This is a genomic window from Qipengyuania rhodophyticola, assembly GCF_042493225.1.
Classification (GTDB): Bacteria; Pseudomonadota; Alphaproteobacteria; order Sphingomonadales; family Sphingomonadaceae; genus Erythrobacter.
The window spans coordinates 1,142,898-1,161,257 of the sequence record NZ_CP170454.1 but is presented as its reverse complement, the minus strand read 5'-3'; the positions used below and the strand labels follow the sequence as shown (position 1 = coordinate 1,161,257).

The 18,360-nt window shown below is 58.6% G+C and carries 18 protein-coding genes and 1 pseudogene; 9 read left to right on the top strand and 10 right to left on the bottom strand.

Annotated features, from left to right (window positions below; translation table 11 throughout):
• The first annotated feature begins 36 nt into the window (after positions 1 to 36).
• From ACFCXQ_RS05490 to ACFCXQ_RS05465, 6 genes and pseudogenes are all read left to right on the top strand, one after another.
• Positions 37 to 1,272 carry a TolC family protein gene (locus ACFCXQ_RS05490; protein ID WP_379553839.1) on the top strand — a complete coding sequence of 412 codons (1,236 nt, stop codon included), beginning with the start codon at positions 37 to 39 and terminating at the stop codon, positions 1,270 to 1,272.
• Positions 1,269 to 2,762, top strand: coding sequence for an efflux RND transporter periplasmic adaptor subunit (locus ACFCXQ_RS05485; RefSeq protein ID WP_379553837.1), 1,494 nt, complete (start codon positions 1,269 to 1,271; stop codon positions 2,760 to 2,762). The genes ACFCXQ_RS05490 and ACFCXQ_RS05485 overlap by 4 nt, the downstream gene beginning before the upstream one ends.
• Entirely contained in the window at positions 2,759 to 5,926 is a 3,168-nt protein-coding gene (locus ACFCXQ_RS05480; RefSeq protein ID WP_379553835.1) for an efflux RND transporter permease subunit, read from the top strand. The genes ACFCXQ_RS05485 and ACFCXQ_RS05480 overlap by 4 nt, the downstream gene beginning before the upstream one ends.
• The gene (locus ACFCXQ_RS05475; RefSeq protein ID WP_379553833.1) at positions 5,905 to 6,267 is read left to right on the top strand and encodes a copper-binding protein; all 363 of its coding nucleotides are present in this window, start codon (positions 5,905 to 5,907) and stop codon (positions 6,265 to 6,267) included. The genes ACFCXQ_RS05480 and ACFCXQ_RS05475 overlap by 22 nt, the downstream gene beginning before the upstream one ends.
• A 59-nt stretch (positions 6,268 to 6,326) precedes the next feature.
• Entirely contained in the window at positions 6,327 to 6,932 is a 606-nt protein-coding gene (locus tag ACFCXQ_RS05470) for a DUF2231 domain-containing protein (protein WP_379553831.1), read from the top strand.
• A 22-nt stretch (positions 6,933 to 6,954) separates the two neighbouring features.
• A pseudogene (locus ACFCXQ_RS05465) lies at positions 6,955 to 7,700 on the top strand (MauE/DoxX family redox-associated membrane protein).
• Between the two features lie 50 nt (positions 7,701 to 7,750).
• On the opposite strand, the gene ACFCXQ_RS05460 reads toward ACFCXQ_RS05465, so the two are convergent.
• From ACFCXQ_RS05460 to ACFCXQ_RS05425, 8 genes are all read right to left on the bottom strand, one after another.
• On the bottom strand, positions 7,751 to 8,368 hold the full coding sequence (locus ACFCXQ_RS05460; RefSeq protein ID WP_379553829.1) for a cation transporter: 618 nt from the start codon (positions 8,366 to 8,368) through the stop codon (positions 7,751 to 7,753).
• Positions 8,365 to 11,571 carry an efflux RND transporter permease subunit gene (locus tag ACFCXQ_RS05455; protein ID WP_379554554.1) on the bottom strand — a complete coding sequence of 1,069 codons (3,207 nt, stop codon included), beginning with the start codon at positions 11,569 to 11,571 and terminating at the stop codon, positions 8,365 to 8,367. The genes ACFCXQ_RS05460 and ACFCXQ_RS05455 overlap by 4 nt, the downstream gene beginning before the upstream one ends.
• 46 nt (positions 11,572 to 11,617) lie before the next feature.
• On the bottom strand, positions 11,618 to 12,796 hold the full coding sequence (locus ACFCXQ_RS05450; protein ID WP_379553827.1) for an efflux RND transporter periplasmic adaptor subunit: 1,179 nt from the start codon (positions 12,794 to 12,796) through the stop codon (positions 11,618 to 11,620).
• 11 nt (positions 12,797 to 12,807) lie between these two features.
• A complete protein-coding gene (locus ACFCXQ_RS05445; protein ID WP_379553825.1) occupies positions 12,808 to 14,046 on the bottom strand; it encodes a TolC family protein in 1,239 nt (412 codons plus the stop codon).
• 63 nt (positions 14,047 to 14,109) lie between these two features.
• Positions 14,110 to 14,535 (bottom strand): hypothetical protein, encoded by a 426-nt coding sequence (locus ACFCXQ_RS05440; protein ID WP_379553823.1) that lies wholly within the window; start codon positions 14,533 to 14,535, stop codon positions 14,110 to 14,112.
• Positions 14,532 to 14,939, bottom strand: a complete 408-nt coding sequence (locus tag ACFCXQ_RS05435; protein ID WP_379553821.1) for a DUF4345 family protein — start codon at positions 14,937 to 14,939, stop codon at positions 14,532 to 14,534. Before ACFCXQ_RS05435 ends, ACFCXQ_RS05440 begins: the two co-directional genes overlap by 4 nt.
• Positions 14,939 to 15,511 carry a methyltransferase family protein gene (locus ACFCXQ_RS05430; RefSeq protein ID WP_034960320.1) on the bottom strand — a complete coding sequence of 191 codons (573 nt, stop codon included), beginning with the start codon at positions 15,509 to 15,511 and terminating at the stop codon, positions 14,939 to 14,941. Before ACFCXQ_RS05430 ends, ACFCXQ_RS05435 begins: the two co-directional genes overlap by 1 nt.
• Before the next feature lie 11 nt (positions 15,512 to 15,522).
• Positions 15,523 to 16,014, bottom strand: a complete 492-nt coding sequence (locus ACFCXQ_RS05425) for a methyltransferase family protein (RefSeq protein WP_379553819.1) — start codon at positions 16,012 to 16,014, stop codon at positions 15,523 to 15,525.
• Between the two features lie 82 nt (positions 16,015 to 16,096).
• Between ACFCXQ_RS05425 and ACFCXQ_RS05420 the strand changes: the two genes are divergently transcribed.
• Positions 16,097 to 16,537: a MerR family transcriptional regulator gene (locus ACFCXQ_RS05420; RefSeq protein WP_034960321.1), complete on the top strand. Its 441-nt coding sequence runs from the start codon at positions 16,097 to 16,099 to the stop codon at positions 16,535 to 16,537.
• A 112-nt stretch (positions 16,538 to 16,649) separates the two neighbouring features.
• On the opposite strand, the gene ACFCXQ_RS05415 is transcribed toward ACFCXQ_RS05420, so the two are convergent.
• A complete protein-coding gene (locus tag ACFCXQ_RS05415; RefSeq protein WP_379553817.1) occupies positions 16,650 to 16,865 on the bottom strand; it encodes an AlpA family transcriptional regulator in 216 nt (71 codons plus the stop codon).
• The gene (locus tag ACFCXQ_RS05410; protein ID WP_379553815.1) at positions 16,858 to 17,349 is read right to left on the bottom strand and encodes a hypothetical protein; all 492 of its coding nucleotides are present in this window, start codon (positions 17,347 to 17,349) and stop codon (positions 16,858 to 16,860) included. The genes ACFCXQ_RS05415 and ACFCXQ_RS05410 overlap by 8 nt, the downstream gene beginning before the upstream one ends.
• Positions 17,350 to 17,715: 366 nt before the next feature.
• Between ACFCXQ_RS05410 and ACFCXQ_RS05405 the strand changes: the two genes are divergently transcribed.
• Both ACFCXQ_RS05405 and traL read left to right on the top strand, forming a co-directional pair.
• On the top strand, positions 17,716 to 18,042 hold the full coding sequence (locus ACFCXQ_RS05405; protein WP_379553813.1) for a hypothetical protein: 327 nt from the start codon (positions 17,716 to 17,718) through the stop codon (positions 18,040 to 18,042).
• A 28-nt stretch (positions 18,043 to 18,070) separates the two neighbouring features.
• The gene (traL, locus tag ACFCXQ_RS05400) at positions 18,071 to 18,358 is read left to right on the top strand and encodes a type IV conjugative transfer system protein TraL (RefSeq protein WP_298300501.1); all 288 of its coding nucleotides are present in this window, start codon (positions 18,071 to 18,073) and stop codon (positions 18,356 to 18,358) included.
• Positions 18,359 to 18,360: the final 2 nt, after the last annotated feature.

Genomic DNA, 18,360 nt, shown 5'->3' with positions numbered 1-18,360 from the left:
GGCGTGCGCATCGCTTACATCGAGTGAGATTTTTCCATGAAACGGTCCATAGGCGGTATCCTTGCCGCCGCCCTGATGCCGGCGCAGGTCGTGCTCGCGCAGCCGGTTGGCTATGAAGAAGCTTTGCGAGCAGCGCGCGCAGATCAGCCGCTGCTCCAGGCGGCGCAATTGCGTATCGACGGCACGCGAGATGCCTCGCAAGCCGCAGATGAGTTGCCCGATCCTGTTTTGCGTGGCGGGATTACAAACCTGCCAATCACCGGGCCTGTGGCGTTCGAGTTTGATCGCCAGCTTCCAACGCAGATTGCTGTTGGCATTGAGCAACCAATCCCGAACCTTGCACGGCGCAGAGCCCGTAGAGGCGTAGCGGGCGCAGATGTAGCCGTCGCTCAAATGCGGCTTGGAGTTGCGCAGCAGCGGATCGACATCGCCACATCAACCGCCTGGATCGACTTGTACTATGCCGAGGAGAAGCTCGCCTTCGCCCATACGGCGCTGAGCGATCTGCGCAGGCTTCAGCCGGTGGCAAACAGCGCTGTCGCGTCGGGTGCCGCCCGTCCGGCCGAAAGCCTTGCCATTCGCCGCGAGCTCCTTGTGATTGAAGATGCAATCACAAGAATTGAAGCCGAAAGAGATGCCGCGCGCGCCATGCTCTCGAGCTACATTCAGACAGACGACCCTACTGTCGCGGGTGATGCGCCAGCGGCCGATGTCGACAGCGGCAGCCTCGAACAAGCTCTGGACCTTAACCCCGTCATCCGTCTTGCCGATGCTGCCACCGGACGCGCAGAAGCGAACGCCGACCTCGCGCGCGCCGACTTGCGCCCCGACTTCGGCGTGAGCGTGAACTATGGCCGACGCGACCCTGCCTTCGGAGACGCATTCTCTGTCATGGGATCGGTCACCCTGCCCATTTTTACCGATCGACGTCAAAAGCCGCGCATTCGTGCCGCCGAGGCAGAAGCCGCCGCTACGCAGGCAGAGCGCGACGATCGTTTGCGGGCACTGCGTGTGCAATTCGAATCCGATCTCGCCTCATGGCGCAGCGCGAAGCGTCAATGGGAACGCGCGCGCGATGAATTACTGCCGCTGGCCCGGCAACGGGTTGAACTGGAGACGGCGAGCTTTGCTGCCGGAAACGCAGACCTGATCGATGTGATTGCAGCAAAGGCAGATTTGGCCTTGCTCGATCTTGAAATCTTTGAACGCGAAGCTGCGACCGTGGAATGGGCCGAGATGCTTCGCTTAACCTACGGGGAGCAGCAGCCATGAGCAATACAGTCGACAGCTCCGGCCCTTCAAAGCGAACCTATGCAATCATGGCAGCCGTCGCGCTTGTCAGCCTCGGCGCGGGATATGCGCTCTCGCTTATAGGCGATGAGAGCGAGGGTGGGATGTCGGGCTCCGCCGAGACGGAGTGCGAAGAGGTGCTTTACTGGTACGATCCGATGGTTCCCGGACAGCGCTTTGACGAGCCTGGCAAGTCGCCCTTCATGGACATGATGCTGGTTCCCAAGTGCGCGGGAGAAGCTGCGGAAGCGGGCGTCCGGATTGATCCGGGCCTAGTCCAGAATTTCGGCATTCGCACGGCAGCGGCGGAGTTCGGAGTTCTCGAGCCGGAAATCACCGTGACAGGCGTCCTGGCCTACAACAGCCGAGATGTTGCCATCGTCCAGCCAAGAGCGGGCGGATATGTCCAACGCACCTATGGCCTAGCACAGGACGATGTCGTGGGTCGCGGCACTCCGATAGTCGACATTCTCGTCCCTGACTGGGGCGGTGCGCAGCGTGAGTACATTGCCGTGCTCGATACCGGCGATCAGGCACTTGCAGATGCGATGCGGCAGCGCATGCGCCTGCTCGGCATGACCGACGCAATGATCGCGTCGGTTGAACGCACACGCAGAGCGCAAAACACGATCACTGTCACGGCTCCGGTGGGCGGTGCCGTAACAATGCTCGGTGTGCGGCCAGGCATGACGGTGATGGAAGGTCAGACACTGGCCGAGATTACAGGCTTCTCGCCGATATGGCTGGAAGCCTCAGTGCCCGAGGCACAGGCCGCAAATGTACGGCAGGGTCAAACTGTCAGCGCCACTCTGGCAGCGTTTCCCGATGAACGACTTGGAGGACGTATCACGGCCATTTTGCCCAACGCCGATACTGCAAGCCGGACGATCACCGTCCGGGCTGAGCTGCCGAACCCACGCGGCAGGTTGAAGCCAGGGATGTTTGCGCAGGTGTCGCTTTCACCCGACACACGGCGAGCCTTGCTGGTACCGTCGGAGGCGGTCATTCGAACCGGCCGCCGCAATCTTGTGATGCTCAAGCAGGATGAAGGCGCCTTTCTTCCAGCCGAGGTCGAAATCGGGCGCGAGGCGAATGGCAGGACCGAGGTCCTGGCAGGCCTTGCCGAAGGCGAAGAGGTCGTCACCTCCGGGCAGTTCCTGATCGATTCCGAAGCGAGTTTGGCCGGGATCGATGTCAGATCGATCGACGGAAGCATGAATATGGCATCCGACGGCCCCGCAAAGATGAAAACCTACACTGCCACGGGAAGCATAACGAAGATTGCCGGAGCTTCGATCACTCTCAATCACGCGCCGGTTCCCGCCCTCGAATGGCCGAGCATGGTGATGCCCTTTGCCCTGGCCGACGCCTCTTTGGTCGAGGGTCTCGAACCGGGGGACGATGTCGAGTTCACGTTCTCGCAGCACGACACCGGTCCGCGCATCGAGTCCATTCGGAAGGTCGAACGATGATTGCGCGGATTATTGACGCGTCGATCGCCAATCGGTTTTTCATCGTTCTGGCGGCCATCGCGGTCACGCTGGCCGGCTTCTGGGCGGTGCGCGCAACGCCTGTCGATGCGATCCCCGATCTGTCTGATGTTCAGGTCGTGGTGCGCTCGAATTATCCGGGCCAAGCTCCGCGCATCGTTGAGGATCAGGTCACATACCCGCTCGCAACCACGATGCTTTCGGTGCCGGGCGCGGAAACAGTGCGCGGGTATTCGATGTTCGGCGACAGCTTCGTCTATGTGATCTTCGAGGACGGGACGGACCTCTACTGGGCGCGTTCGCGCGTGCTCGAATATCTCAACCAGGTGCAAAACGAATTGCCCGAAGGTGTGACCAGCTCGCTCGGGCCGGACGCGACGGGCGTGGGCTGGATTTACGAATATGCGCTGGTTGACCGAACTGGGAACAGCGACCTTGCTGGGCTCAGAAGCCTTCAGGACTGGTTCCTGCGCTATGAGCTCCAGACCATTCCGGGCATCGCAGAGGTCGCCAGCGTGGGCGGCATGGTCAAGCAGTACCAGGTCGTGCTGGAACCCTACCGGATGGCTTCGCTTGGCGTCACTTACAGCGATGTCGTGCGCGCCATACAAGCTTCCAATCAGGAGGCTGGCGGATCGGTGGTTGAAATGGGCGAGGCCGAGTTTATGGTCCGCGCATCAGGCTATCTCACGTCTCTCGACGACTTCCGGCAGATCCCGCTCAAATCAGTCGGGAACGGTATACCGGTTACTCTATCCGATATCGCCACCATCCAGCTTGGCCCCGAGATGCGGCGAGGAATCGCCGAACTCAATGGCGAAGGCGAGGTCGCAGGCGGCATTGTCGTGCTCAGGCAAGGCGAGGATGCGCGGGCAACCATCGCGGCTGTCGAAGAGAAGCTCAGCGTGCTCCAGGCCAGTCTTCCTGACGGGGTCGAGATTGTCACGACCTATGATCGCTCGAAGCTGATCGATGCCTCGATCGAAAACCTGACCGGCAAACTCATCGCCGAGTTTATCATCGTCGCGATCGTTTGCGCGTTGTTCCTTTGGCACGTGCGATCGGCATTGGTGGCGATCGTCACGCTTCCATTGGGGGTGCTGGCGGCCTTCATCGTGATGCGTTTTCAAGGGGTCGATGCGAACATCATGTCCCTGGGCGGCATAGCCATCGCGATCGGCGCGATGGTGGACGCTGCCATCGTCATGATCGAGAACGCGCACAAACACATCGAGCATTGGGAAGAGGACCATCCGGGCGAACAGAAGTCCAACGATGAGCGCTGGAAGCTGATCGCGGAAGCATCGAAAGAGGTGGGGCCAGCGCTGTTTTTCAGCCTCCTGATCATAACCCTATCGTTCCTGCCGGTGTTTACTCTGCAGGCGCAGGAAGGCCGCCTGTTTTCGCCGCTGGCCTTCACAAAGACCTATGCCATGGCGGCGGCCGCCATTCTGTCGGTGACGCTGGTTCCCGTTCTGATGGGGTGGCTGATCCGCGGGAATATACCCAAGGAGGATACCAACGTCCTCAATCGCGTGCTTACCAAGGCCTATCGGCCGGGTCTTGATTGGGTAATGCGCCGACCGAAAACCACTTTGGTTGTGGCAGGCCTTGTATTCCTTACAGCGCTGGTCCCGTTCACCCGCCTGGGAGGAGAATTCCTGCCGCCGCTCGATGAAGGCGACCTCCTTTACATGCCGAGCGCGCTGCCCGGCCTATCTCCCGGTGAAGCGTCCGCATTGCTTCAGCGGACAGACCGACTGATCAAATCTGTGCCGGAAGTCGACACCGTTTTCGGAAAAGCCGGACGTGCGGATACTGCGACCGACCCTGCACCGCTCACGATGTTCGAGACAACGATCCGATTCAAACCGCGCGAAGAGTGGCGGCCCGGAATGACGCCGGAGAAGCTGGTGGAAGAACTCGACAGCGCGGTGCAGGTGCCGGGGCTCGCTAATGTGTGGGTGCCACCCATTCGTAACCGCATCGACATGCTTGCAACCGGTATCAAGAGCCCGATCGGCGTAAAAGTGTCTGGCGAGGACCTGGCCGAGATCGAGCGCGTGGCGTTGCAGGTCGAAAACGTCGCAAAACAGGTCCCCGGCGTCAGCTCCGCTTTGGCGGAGCGGCTGTCGGGAGGACGCTATGTCGATGTCGACATCGACCGGGTCGCTGCGGCGCGCTTTGGTCTGAACATCGCCGATGTTCAGCAGATCGTGTCCGGCGCGATCGGCGGCGCGAACATCGGGCGGACCGTCGAAGGGCTGGCTCGATATCCAATCAACGTGCGCTATCCGCGCGAGATCCGCGACAGCCTGGAAGAACTGCGCGCTCTTCCCCTACTCACCCCATCCGAGCAACAAATCACGCTCGGAACGGTGGCGCAGGTGAGCGTCAGCGATGGCCCGCCCATGCTCAAGAATGAGCAAGGACGTCTTATCAGCGTGGTTTATGTCGACACGCGCGGGCGCGATCTTACCTCGATCGTAGGCGATCTTCAGGCAGCGGTGTCTGAGGGTGTTGACCTGCCCGCAGGCGTGAGCATCTCTTACGCGGGCCAGTTTGAATATCTTACCCGCGCCAACGAGCGGTTGCGGGTCGTCATTCCCGCAACGCTCGGCATCATCTTCATCCTGCTCTATCTGATCTTCCGCCGGTTCGACGAAGCGCTTCTGGTTATGGGCACGCTGCCCTTTGCCCTGACCGGCGGCTTCTGGCTGCTCTATCTGATGGGCTACAACCAGTCTGTTGCGACATCGGTGGGTTTCATTGCCCTTGCCGGGGTATCGGCGGAGTTCGGCGTCATCATGCTAATCTATCTCAAGTCTGCACTAGCCCGGCGCAGCGGTGCCCTCGATGCGGACGGCGTGGGCGAAGCCATCAGGGAGGGCGCTCTTTTGCGCGTGCGTCCCAAGGCAATGACCGTGGCCGTCATTCTTGCCGGTCTCTTCCCGATCCTCATTGGAACCGGCGCAGGATCAGAGGTCATGAGCCGCATCGCCGCACCGATGGTGGGCGGCATGATCACCGCGCCGCTGCTTTCCATGTTCGTTATCCCCGCCGCATATCTCTTGATGCGGCGCCCCAGGCCCGAGCGGCCAACACAATCCGAAGGAGAAGAAGAATGCGTGCCTCAAACCTCGTAATGCTGCTGGCTGCGACTCTCGCGCTTACCGCTTGCGGCGGCGGGCACAAGGCCGAGCCCATGGATGAGATGGCGATGGAAGGACACGACAGGTCATCGATGGGTGCAAGCCATGGAGCGAAAACGGCCAGCGTGGTGGGCAAAGTGATAGCGATCGATGCTGAAGCGGGCACAATTACTGTCGATCATGAGCCAGTGGCAAAGCTTGGCTGGCCGCAGATGGTGATGGCCTTCGATGCGGGCGAGGATGTGCGCGCCGACATCGGTGTTGGCGACGTAGTCGAGTTTACCGTCCAATCAAATGAAGATGGCAACACCATCACTGCGATGACCAAGCAGTAGGTCGTATTCCAATACGGAAAACAGACGAGGTGAAGGCACTTATGACAATCATCGTCAGAATGATGATTTTATGCATTGCGATGTTTTCGTCTTTCACAAGTGTGCCTGTTTGGGCGCATGGCGATGAGCAACATGGCACCACTGCGGCGGCGCAAAAGCCTGTTGCGCAAGCGGTAGGAGATGAGCCAGCTGCCAAGAAAGCAGACGCAGCAGGGGGCGAGATCGAACTTGCTGATGAGGTAGGTTCGTCTCTCGAAACGCTTCGTATGCTGCACCCGGCCACAGTTCACTTCCCGATTGCGCTGCTTTTGTTGGCTGCTGCGGTTGAAGCCTTGCTGATCCTTCGCCCCAACTCCGGTCTGGAACAGACCGTCCGCATCATCCTCTATTTCGCTGCTGCTGGAACAGTCATCGCAGCTCTCTTTGGCTGGATACACACTGGCATGTGGATGGGAGGAGAAGCCCTGATGCGACAGCACAGGTGGGTCGGAACGGGACTGGCCGTATTGTCTATTGGTCTTGCGCTACTCGCAGCGAGACCTCCTGACCATGCGCGAAGAACCCTACGTACAGGTCTGTCAATCGCTGCCATCGCCGTGGTCCTGCAAGGGTATTGGGGAGCGGAACTGTCCCACGGGCCAGGGCATCTATCCCAGCAACACTAAGACTTCTTCGAGGCAATCAGAGATGACTCAAATGAAAACAGCAAAACTCTATCGCATGGTGATGCCCGATCATCTTTGTCCGTCAGGCCTGAAGGCCAAGTGGTTGCTTGAGCGCAAAGGCTACAGGGTCGAAGATCATCATCTTACGACGCGTGAAGAAACCGATGCTTTCAAGGACGAGCACAGTGTCAAAACTACACCGCAAGCCTGGATCAGCGACAAGCGCATAGGCGGATACACTGATCTCGCGGCCCATTTCGGGAATGCGGTCGAGAAGGACGGGGTTACCTATCGACCTGTCGTTGTGCTGTTTGGTATGATGGCTCTTATGGCCTTTGCAGCGGCCTGGCTTGCAATGGGCAGCCTATCTCAATCCTTTCTGCCGAGTGGTTCGTAAGCTTCTCGATGTGCGGCCTCGCTTATCTCAAGCTGCGCGACGTAGAGAGCTTCTCGACCATGTTCCTGAATTATGACCTGCTCGCAAGACGGTGGGTGCCCTACGGATATATCTACCCTTTCGCCGAGGGGCTTGCCGGAGTCTTGATGACTGCGCACCTGCTAAACATCATTTCGATTCCGGTAGCGCTTTTCATCGGCACAATTGGAGCAGCGAGCGTGTTCAAGGCGGTCTACATCGACAAGCGTGAACTTAAATGCGCGTGTGTCGGCGGGGACAGCAACGTGCCGCTCGGCTTTGTTTCGCTGACCGAAAACCTGTTCATGATCGGTATGGCGATTTGGATGCTGGCAAAGCCACAGTTTGCATAAGAGTTTGAGGTGAGAGCCAGTATAAAGGCCACGAGCAATTGGCTCTAGTTCTAACTATGGGTCGTGCCTTCTTCATCGTGCTGATCCTTATGCGCATCGCGCAGGATGTTGATCCCGCCGTAGATTGCGATCCCGGCAACAGCGATGCCGACCAATAGATCTGGCCAATTCGCGCCGGAAAGCATAACGACCAAGCCTGCGACAATAATCCCGCCATTTGCTACAAAATCGTTGAAGCTAAAAGTCGTTGCGGCACGCAGACTGACGTCCTTCTGCTGGAGGTTTTGAAGCAGGCGGAGGCAGATGAGGTTCACTACGGCTGCGATCGCAGCCATAGCCATCATTTCGATGCCGCCAGGGTCGGACCCCTCCAGAAAGCGACGTATTGCATCGGCAATAACGCCAGCGGCAAACAACAGGAGCAAGCCACCTGAAAGGCGAGCCGCGTTGCGCTTCCACACTCGAGAACGGCTAAGTGCGAAAAGGCTCAGGATATAGACAAGAGCATCAGATGCATTGTCGAGACCATTGGCGAGAAGCGCGTTAGAATCGGCAAAATATCCGACGAACAAGAAACTGACAGCCAACGCGACGTTGAGCCACAGGACAATCCACAGAGTTCGCCGCTTTTCAGCACTATCAAGCTCGAATTTATGATCGCCGCTCATGGCATTTCTCCGTGACCCTTTGCCTGCTCGGATTTCTCCGCGAAAATCAGGCTCACAATGGCAGGCAGCACGAACAGTGTGAGCGCTGTTGCCGTTATCAGTCCGCCGATCACAACCGTGGCGAGCGGGCGCTGCACCTCGGCCCCGGTTCCTGTCGCAAGCGCCATCGGAACGAAGCCGAGCGAGGCGACGAGCGCCGTCATCAGAACCGGGCGGAGGCGGGCAATTGCGCCTTCGACTATTGCTTCACCAAGCTCCAAACCCTTTTCGAGCCGCTGCTTGATCGCGGTTATCATGACGAGACCATTTAAGGTGGCCACGCCAGATAGAGCAATGAAGCCCACGGCTGCCGAGATCGAGAATGGCATGCCTCTCAGGGCCAGGAAGAAGACCCCGCCAGCCAGTGCCATCGGAATCGCGCTGAACACCGCGAGCGCCGAAACCCATCCGCCGACCGCCATGTAGAGCAGCAACAGGATGACCGCGAAGGCGAGCGGAACCACGATCAGCAGGCGCTGCTGCGCTTGCTGCAAGTTCTGATACTGCCCACCCCATTCGATAAACGACGCGGAAGGTAGATCGACGTTTGCGGCCACTTCGGACTGGGCCTGCTCGACAAATGAGCCAAGATCACGCTCCCGCACATTGGCGGATACGATGACCAGTCTTCGTCCCTGTTCGCGGCGGACCTCGGCCAGCCCATCGATGACCTCGAATTGGGCCACGGCTCTAAGCGGAATACTCCCGCCATTCGGGAGGACAATCGGCAAGGTGCCGAGCTGGTCGAAATCATTGCGATTGGCATCTGACAATCTGACGACGACATCGAACCGGCGATCGCCTTCGAACACGAGGCCGGCGTCGCGACCGCCAAGCGCGATGGCAACGGATTGCGCCACGTCCTCGACGGTTAGCCCGTAGCGCGCGATAGTAGGCCGGTCGAAGGCGATATCGAGTGTCGGGAAGCCAGAGACCTGCTGGACCTTCACGTCGGCTGCGCCTTCGACGCCGCGCAGCACGGCGGCGACCTCGTTTGCAGCCGAAGTCATGGCGGTCAGATCATCTCCGTACAGCTTGACCGCCACATCGCCGCGAACGCCTGCGATGAGCTCGTTGAAGCGCAACTCGATGGGCTGGCTGAACTCATACAGATTGCCAACAAGACCACCGAGAGCCTCTTCCATCTCGCTTACGAGTTCATCCTTGGACAGCGAGGGATCGGGCCATTCTTCTCGCGGTTTGAGGATCACATAGGCATCCGAAATGTTCGGCGGCATCGGATCGGTTGCGACCTCGGCCGTGCCGGTGCGCGAGAACACTAGCTCAACCTGCGGGAACTGTGTGAGACGTGTCTCGACCTGGCGCTGCATTGTGAGCGACTGCTCGAGCGGAGTGGAGGGGATACGCAATGACTGCACTGCCAGATCACGCTCGTCGAGTTGAGGTGTAAATTCGCTGCCGATGAAGCTGAACACCAGCGCCGAGAGCGCAAACACGCCGACGCCGGTGCCGATGACCGGCCATGGACGGGCAAGGGTCTTACGCAGCAGTGGACCATAGCGTTCTTTTGCCACGCGAATTGGCTTCACTTCTTTCTCGTTGAATTTTTTGTTCAGCAAGAGAGCGATCATCGCAGGGACAAAAGTCAGTGACAGGATGAAAGCCGAAGCCAGGGCAAGCATGACGGTGATGGCCATGGGCGTGAAGGTTTTTCCTTCCACACCGGTGAAGGTGAGAAGAGGCGCAAAGACCAGAAAGATGATCGCCTGGCCGTAGACGGTCGGCTTGATCATCTCATGCGCTGCTGCGCGGGTTTCAGCGAGGCGTTCACGCAGCGTTAGCAGGCGTCCTTCAAGCTCCTGCCTATGGGCAAGGCGTGCGATACTGTTCTCGACAATGATGACGGCGCCATCGACGATCAGGCCGAAATCGAGCGCGCCAAGGCTCATCAGATTGCCCGATACGCCGAGCCGGTTCATTCCGATGGCTGCCATCAGCATCGAGAGAGGAATGACCAGAGCGGCAATGATGGCAGCGCGGATGTTTCCGAGCAGCAGGAACAGCACGACGATAACGAGCAAGGCGCCTTCGACCAGATTGTTGCGAACCGTCGCGATGGTCGCATCGACCAAAGTGGATCGGTTGTAGACAATCTCAGCCACCACTCCGGCAGGCAGCGATGCACGAACTTCCTCAAGTCTTTCTGCAGCGCCAGCGGCAACCGTCCGGCTGTTCTCGCCCGCCCGCATCAGAACCGTTCCGACGACCGCTTCATCGCCGTTCAGCGAGGCAGCCCCTGTGCGAAGGTCACCGCCAATTTCGACCGTGGCAATATCGCCAACGCGGATCGGCACGCCTTCGCGTGTCGTCACTACTGCCTGTTCGATGTCCTGAACGGAAGTCAGCCGGGAATCGACACGTGCCAGAAGCGCTTCGCCAGCACGTTCGACAAAATTGGCGCCTTCCGCCTGGTTTGCCGCTTCAAGCGCAACAATCAGTTGATCGAGCGAGAGGCCGTAGCCCGTGAGACGATCGGGGTCTGGTTGTACCAGATATTGCTTTGCAAAGCCGCCGATGGAGTCCACGCCTGCGACGCCGTCGGCAGACCGCATCAATGGCGCAACCACCCAATCCTGCACCGTGCGCAGATAGGCAGCTCTGGCAAGCTCGGTGTCGAGCCTTTCGCCTCGGTCGGTGACGAAGCTGCCGTCGTTCTGCCAGCCAACCGAGCCGCCTGTTGGCGCATCTGTCCCGTCCGGATGCTCGAACTCGATTGTATACATCAAAACTTCGCCAAGGCCGGTCGCAATCGGGCCCATGGACGGTTCCGCACCTGCGGGAAGCGAAGAGGCGAGCGTGGCAAGCCGTTCTTCAACCTGCGAGCGCGCAAAGTAGATGTCGGTGCCCTCTTCGAAAATCGCAGTGACTTGGCTAAAGCCATTGCGCGAGATCGAGCGGGTCATTTCAAGCCCGTCGATACCGGCAAGGCCTGTCTCAACCGGGAATGTGACCTGCGTTTCAATTTGTGAAGGGGAAAGCGCCGGGGCTTCGGTGTTGATCTGCACCTGAACATTGGTGATGTCCGGCACCGCATCAATCGGCAGTTTCGCAAGATTGAAGGCGCCCCAGATGGCTACACCTAGGGCAAGGGCCACGACCGCCCAGCGGTTGCGCACCGACCAGTCAAGCACGCCGCCAATCAGGCCGCCATTGTTGTTACGCTCTTTTTCGAAGCCGCTTTCAGAACGATCAATGTCCATGTTCGGCTTCCTCCTTTCCGAGTTCGGCTTTCAGCAGAAACGCGTTTTCGGTCGCGATCCGCTGGCCATTCTGCAATCCGGACTCGATCACGATGCGCCCTCCAGAGCGCGTTCCCGTCACGACAGGCGTCGCCCGAAAGCCGGTTCGCGTGCGAACGAACACGACTTCACGGCCTTCGACCATCTGAACTGCGGATTCAGGCACCGACATCGAGGTCGCATCGGTTTCACCTGAGGGCCGGATACGCGCTTGCAAGAAGGCACCTGGCTGCAATCCGGGAACCGCTCCAGCGAGCGAAATAACTGCGGTTGCGCTTCGGCTTTCCGGATCGAGCGCGGGGGTTATCGAACGCACACGTCCGCCGATCTCCCGCTCCTCTCCGAATTCGAGCGTTGCCTCGTCGCCGGGCCTAATTCTCACGGCATCGCTGGCGGGCAGAGCAACCTGCACTTGCAAGCCGCTCGCGTTCACGATCTGGAACATCTCTTCACCGGCTGAGACGTAGGAGCCCAGCACGATCGGCGCGCTGGTGATCTGCCCTGAAATCGGGCTCGTCACAGCGAGCGACCGTCCATCTCCGCTGACACCAGCAGCTGCGGATGCGGCTTGCGCGCGGGAAAGTTCAGACCTTGCCACCTGCAGATTGGCCTGCGCAGCTTCGAGATCCTGCCGAGCCGTCACATTGGCATCGAACAGCCGCCTTTCCCGGTCATAGAGTGCAGAAAGTTCATTTACCCGCGCACGCGCGGCGGCGACCTGCGCAGCCAGTCCGGCAGCATCAGCGCTCTCGATCCGCGCGATCGGCTCACCTCGCCTGACATAGTCGCCAAGTGTCTTGTTTACGCTTCTAACAACTCCGGATGCACGCGCATCAATTCGCGCGCTGGCATTCGGTGCCGCTGCAACCGTAGCGGGGAATATGAGTTCTGTAGCAGCGCCAAATTGGACAGTCTCGATTTCGATAGACGAGGCTGTGATCTGTTCTTCTGTAATCGGCACGGTGCCTTCGGGAGCGTTGGTTTCTTCACCGTCTCCCTCCTCGCTATGCCCGTCCTCGGCATGCTCGTCTTCGGAGTGAGCATCTTGACCTTCTGGCCAGAAGGCCCATGCCGAAACCGCCAGAAGAATAAGGATGCCGATAGCGGCGATGAGTTGTTTGCGTGTCATGGAAATTGACCTCACTGTGCGGTAAGCCAGATGAGCCGCGCCGCGAGCAGGCCGCGGGTCTCTTCTGCCTGAATCAGATTTTCACGAATAGCGTCGCGCGCTTCGGCAGCTGCCAGCACTTCGATCAGCGGAAACCGGCCATTGCGGTATCCGATCTCGACAAGTCGGAGTGCTTCCTCGGCCTGCGGCAGGGATGCGCTGGAAAGGGTCTCCACCCGCGTTTCGGCGGCCAGATACAGCGTTCGCGTCCGCTCGAACTCCACGCGGTAGTCCGCCTCGGCTATCGCCTCGCTCGCGCTTGCCGCGCGGTATTGCGCTTCAGCGGCCGCGATGTTGCCTTGGTTACGGTTGCGGAAGGGCAGCGGAATGGAAATCCCGACAATGAAGGCTTGATCGTTGCTTTCCTGAAATCGGCGCACGCCTGCCGACAGCGTGGGGTCGGGAACGCCGAGCGAGCGTTCACGCGCAATTTCGGCCTCAGCAAAGCTGGTTCGCGCATCCGCAATGCGCAGCTGCAAGGGATCTTCGGAACCCAGCGGAGCGAGCGGCGGCGCTAAATCAGGAAAGACGTTTGATACAACCGGGTTGGGCCGGCCGGACACCCAAAGAGCCGCGAGCGCCTGACGTGCCGCTAGATCGGCAGCTTGTGCAGCCTGCAGCTCAGCTTCCGCTTCTGCAAGCGCTGCACGGGCGCGCATGGCACGCAGCGGCGGCTCCCGCCCGACCTCGACAAGCACATTGGCGATCCGGGCCAGCTCACGGTTCCGTTCGACGATTTCGAGCGCCAGGACGAGGCGCTGGCCTGCGGCGACAGCTTCGACATATCGCTCACGAACGCCCAGCGCGAGTTGCGACAGGGCGAGGTCGCTCTGCAAGCCGGTGAAGTCGGCCGATGCCTGTGCGCTCGCGATGCGCGCCCTTCGTTTGCCGCCGAGTTCAAGCTGCTGGCCGATCGCCAGAGTATATTCGGAGGAGCGCAGGCCGGAAAATGCACCGGAACCTGCAATGTCTTCCACCTCGAACGACAGCGAAGGGTTAGGCCGAAGCCGCGCCTGGTCGATAGCCGCACGCGCGGCTTCTGCTTCCGCTTGCGGGCCGTAGACGCGCGGATTACTGTTCGAACTTGTACCCTCTTGACCGTCAACGCCCGCTCTGGCGAGCGCTTCATCGAGGGTAATTGTTTCCTGTGCCGATATCGGCAAACCCGTGCTCACGGCAATCAAGGCCGCGGCCAGTGCAATGCACCGCATTTCTTATCTCCTGACTGAAACCAATCGAGCGCGCTCGAAAGCGAGCTCGCAAATGATTGTCGGTCAGGCTTTGGGAGGCTGTATCAGGACTGGGGAAGCACGGGAGGCGAGCGATGAAGTGGCAAGCGGGCCCCTCAGGTTATCCGCACTCCAGAAAGGTGATCGCAGGAGCACGCTGGTGTCAGCGAGACTAAAACTGCAATTGTGGTGGTGCGTGGCCGAATGGTCCTGTTCATCATGGTCTGGCGTTGCATCGTTCGTATCAAAATGGTTCGCGCCATGCGCATAGATATGATCTGCTGCATGAGCGAAGCTTTTACCTTCCTCGGCATGCACGTCCGGGAGGGACAGCACGCTGCTGAATAGGATCGCTAATACCGCGAGAAAAGGCAAAATCTTGCGTGTCACTTCAGCGAACATCTTAGAAACACGTGAAGATTTATACAAGTTTATATCAATGATGGAACTTGGATGGCTGAAAATGCTCATAGCTGATCGTTCACCCATCCACGCGCCGCCCATAGCCCTATGCCGCCGAGCAATATCTCGATGAGAGCTTCACGCAGCGGTTGGACGGCAAGCAGATCAGCGCCCTCCGTGAAGACAGCCGCAACTCTGCTTAATCCCACGCAGATAAAAATTGCGGCAGCAGTCAGACTAAGCTGACGCGAAGAGAGGTTGATGCGCCCCCCAAGGATCAGCACAACGCCTATACCTATCTCGCCGCCTCCGATCATGGCGCGCATAGCCACCCGGGCAGATGGCTGGTCGAGCCCAATCGCATAGTAGCTCATGATTTCCGGCTGAATGAGAGTTACTATTCCGAGCGCGAGAAAAATGCAGCCCGCAAAAGAAGGGTAAACACGGCCCAGGTTTCGATGAAGATGGCTCATCACAGAAACCGCCTGGTTTGGCGTTTATAGTCCAGATAGTCCTGACCGTATTGCTGCTCCAGCCATGGTTCCTCGAATACAGGGGCAAGCAAATACATGGTCGCCCAGAGCGCCAATAATATCCAGACAAGCAACGTGTTGGCGAGCAGGCCCCAACCAATCATGCCGACCCATGTTGCGACGTAAACAGGGTTCCTGCTTATCCTGAACCAACCTTGTGTTTTCAGGCCGTGCTTTTCGCCAAATGCATTGCGCCAGCCCATCTGGAACGTGATCCAGAATGCGAGTGCAAAGCCGACAACCAACAGCACTAGGCCCAAAGTATATTGGAGCACAGCATAAGCGGGAGCCACAGATGCAAAGTCGAGAAGGGAAAGCGCCAGCAATGGGTAAAGGAACAGGCGAAACAGCGCCATGAAGGTGCGGTGCTGCCAACTGTTTCCTGAAGGGGGAGGGAAGAACTGAAACTTTCCGCTCAAAACCGCGAAAATGGAAAGCCCGATTATCGCGCAAATCGAACTGGCCGCTAATCCGAACAAACTCCAAGAGACCCATGAAGGCAGGTCAATCATGTGCAGCACTCCTACAACCAGCGCCGCGTCTGTTTGCGGTAGGCTGTAAATGCGCTTCCGAAATTCTGCTCCAGAACTCGCTCTTCAGGGATGATCTGGAGGAGCGTGATAGAGAGGGCGTAGAGAATTGGTCCGCTGAATGCTGCAAGGTTTTGCAAAGCCAAGGCCCCTCCCAAAAGCACTAGCAGCATACCCAAGTACATCGGGTTTCTGGTGAAGCGATAAAGGCCTGTTGTGACAAGCTGCTCGGCTTCCTCAGGCGTAATCGGATTTACGGTAGTGTTCGCCTTCCCGAACGAACGAACTGCCAAGAAAAGCACCAGCGCCCCAGCCACAATGACGGGAACCGATAGCCAAAAGAGAGACACTGATCCGTAAGCAAGCGCGGGCAGGTTTTTCGCCAGAATATAGCCAGCAAGGCCATAGAACGCGAACTGCATCAGGGGCGGGAAATACAGCTTTTTCTGTTTCTTGGATCGCTCTGAAATCTGGGTTTGAGGCATTTTTCGACTCGCTTGATTGTGATTCGAGTCAAGTGATACAGTCTACAGCGACTGTAGAGGCAAGCGGGAAAAGCACATTCTTATGAAACCAATGACAATTGGCCGTCTTTCAAGTGCGGCAAAGGTCAAGGTGACCACCATTCGATATTACGAAAGTATCGGCTTGATGGGCACGCCAGACCGCAGCGCAAGTGGGCAAAGGCTCTATGGCAGCGTCGATGTGGAACGCCTCTCATTTGTGAGGCATGCCCGCGAACTCGGCTTTTCGATGGACGCAATAAAAGACTTGATTGGATTGCAGACTGAACCAGACCAAGACTGCTCGGCAGTTGACACAATCGCTCAGAAGCAACTTGCCGAAGTTCAAAAGCGGCTGGCACAGCTAGAGGCTCTGGAACGCGAGCTGAAACGCATGATCGAAAATTGCAGGGGCGGTAAAGTCGGCGGATGCCAGGTCATGGCGGCGATCAATGACCACTCTGAATGCGAGACTGACAAGCACGAGCGCTTGAAGCCGCTTTAAAGTAAAGCCGTTCTCACATTTGCTAGAAGGCGCTCCCAGCGGTGACCTTGGGCTCTAAGCTAACGTCCGCAATTGGGTCAGGACTGGAATGACCGCGAGCTCGAGGCAAAGGCTAGTTGAGCTTACCTGCGATCCACTCGTCGAGGTCGTCCTCAGACCAAGCCACGGCATGCCCACCCAGTTGCACAGGCTTGGGGAACCTACCCTCACTCATCCAGCGATAAATCGTTGAACGGCCAAGCCCGACCCGGCTCATCACTTCTGGAAGACGAATGAGGCGTGTCACGCGGCGCGGCTCGGCCAGTCTTTTTCCTAAATGCTCACCCATGATGACTTCCTTCGGCCACTGAAAAGACATCTCCGAGCAACACATCCTTTCGCTCAAGCTCATCAATATGATCAGACAGCAGCCGCGCAACACGGTGCGCAGTGCCTCTGGCCCAGCGGGGCCTTACATCTTGTAGCCGGCCCCCAAGCTCGCAGGCCAAGGCTATCGGCAGAGCGGTCAGGAAGTCTTCCAGAAACCGACCAATCTCGGTTCCCTGCCATTCTGCCGACTGATCGGCATCGGTGAGCAAGAACATCGACAGAGCTTGCTGCGGGCTAACGCCGCTGGCCTGGAGGATTCGAGCTGCTTCACCCAATGTCGCCGAACGCTTACCGTTGAGAACGCGTCGCAAGGCATCTTTATGGATCTGCGCATCGCGCGCGATGTCACAGCGAGTGCGACCGCTTGCTTTGACGGCCCCGATCAGCAGCCGTGCCAGATCAATACGGGTCTGTTCTTCGGAAAACTGCACCATGTCAGTCATTGCCGATTCCTTTCTTCCTTGGGCTTTGGTCTCAGGAACGGGCTATCGATGTAGGAAGGGTGTAGGAAATAGAAAAGAACATAGATAGAACACATAGGAAGTACCGAATCAGTCAGTGCTCCTGATTCGCGCGGATTTCGGTAACTTCAACGCACAATCCGGTACGTACTGCGCACTATCCGGCACAAAGCTCTCGATTTGACGGGCTGTCGGCTCAGTTTCTGGCCTTGATCCCTCCCATTGCTGAATTTTGCTTGGTGCAGGCCATCAATTCTCAGTTTCGCTTTTCCTACACCCTGCCACTCACTCGAGGAAAGAACATACAGCGAACACATCGCTGCTTCTTGTTCCCAATGGAGTTCCTCGATGACCAAGCCCCTTACTCTCCCCCCAAAGGCCAAAAGCAACATTCGGACACGCGATTATATCGTCCCGGCAGCCGTTGCCTTGGCCTGCGCCGGCGCGGCCTATGCCGGCGCTGATACGACCTTCGATCCCGCGCTGCAGAAGTTCACAGACTTCCTCGAAGGCTCCGGCGGTAAGATCATTACCGTCCTTAGCCTCGCCGGTGGCCTCATCGCGCTGGCCTCAGGCCGTTTCGCGCTTGGCCAGGTCGCTGTGCCTGTGGGCGTTGGCATCGGCGTTGGCACGGGTGTGCCGATCGTCACCTCTGTCGTGACCGCGACCATCTGATCGCTGGTTACGCTGAAAGGAGGGCGGCATGGCCGACACATACCTAGTGCCTCAAAGACTCGATGATCCGGAGCTGATTGGCTTTTGGACAATCGATGAGTTTGCGGGACTGCTGATCCCGTTCGCTTGGGGCATTCTAGCGCAGCACATTCTCATCGGGACTGGCCTCGCGGCCGTAACCTGGTTCGCTCTTCGGAAAGCGAAAAGATCTGGTGCAAGCTCGAAACTGGTGCACGCTGCCTATTGGTATTTGCCGGGGAGCTTCCTCGGCTTGAAAGCCACGCCGCCCTCCCATTGCCGCCTGCTTGCCGGCTGAGG